This window comes from Bacillus sp. P14.5 (assembly GCF_003316765.1).
Taxonomy (GTDB): domain Bacteria; phylum Bacillota; class Bacilli; order Bacillales; family Bacillaceae_B; genus Rossellomorea.
This window is the reverse complement of record NZ_NIJF01000100.1, coordinates 1-1,016: the sequence shown is the minus strand read 5'-3', so window position 1 is coordinate 1,016 and position 1,016 is coordinate 1. Positions and strand designations below refer to the sequence as shown.

1 protein-coding gene and 1 pseudogene are annotated in these 1,016 nt (G+C 50.2%); both read right to left on the bottom strand.

Annotated features, from left to right (window positions below; translation table 11 throughout):
• Positions 1 to 312, bottom strand: a 312-nt coding sequence (locus B9Z54_RS20585; protein ID WP_113930253.1) for a cytochrome C oxidase subunit IV family protein, incomplete at its 3' end; no start/stop codon positions are given.
• Between the two features lies 1 nt (position 313).
• Positions 314 to 939, bottom strand: a pseudogene (locus B9Z54_RS20580) (cytochrome (ubi)quinol oxidase subunit III).
• Positions 940 to 1,016: the final 77 nt, after the last annotated feature.

Below are 1,016 nucleotides of genomic sequence, written 5' to 3'. Positions count from 1 at the left end.
AAGTGCAGCGACCGTGATGATGGCGACAAAGATGCCAAGCCACATCATTCCGACGATCCACGTGTTGCCACGGTTGTTCATATGCATGAAGATGTAAAGCTGCAAGAACACTTGAATGATGGCGAGGATGATTAAGAAACCACCTGCCGCCCACACTGGCATGAGTTCAGCGTATACAGCGCCGAACGCGACGAATGTGAGCAAAATCATCATCGCGAAGCTGATCAACTGAAGTTGATACTCGCGTCGTGACTCGGCTTTTACTTCGAGCTCTAACTGCTTGTGCGATTCGTTCATTGGTTGTTTTTCCATATTAGCTCACCATCCCTAAGAGGTAGACGATTGAGAAGATGAAAACCCATACGACGTCGATAAAGTGCCAGTACAGGCTCGACACGTAGAACTTCGGTGCGTTGTACACATCGATTGGACGGTTCCAGTTGCGAATCAACAGCGTCGTGATCCAAAGGAGACCGAACGTGACGTGCGCGCCGTGGAATCCGACGAGCGTGTAGAACGCCGATCCGAACGCGCTCGATGTGAACGTGTGACCGATGTGGTAGTAGTGGATGAACTCATAAATCTCTGCTCCGAGGAATCCAGCCCCGAGGAGAAGCGTGATGATCAACCAAAACTTCATGCGGCCTGGATTGTTCGCTTTCATATTCATCATGGCGAGAACACTTGTGAGCGAACTTGTGAGGAGGAGCATCGTCATCAAGAAGACGAGCCCCATCTCAAAGATATTGTACGAGCGAAGTTCCTCTGGCGCACCAGAGTTCAATAGACCGACGTACGTTCCGAACAGCGAGGCGAAGAGAACCGTCTCTCCACCGAGGAAGAACCAGAAGGCCACATATTTATTTTCCCTTCCAGCGTGGCTTTCTCTGGATTGGCCGGAATACCGGTCACCGGGTGTTTTTCGACTGCATGTGCCATTTATTGGTCTCCTTTCTCACGAATCGCTTTCAAATCCGCTTCAATCTGTGATTTTGGAATGTAGAAGCCGTGGTCGT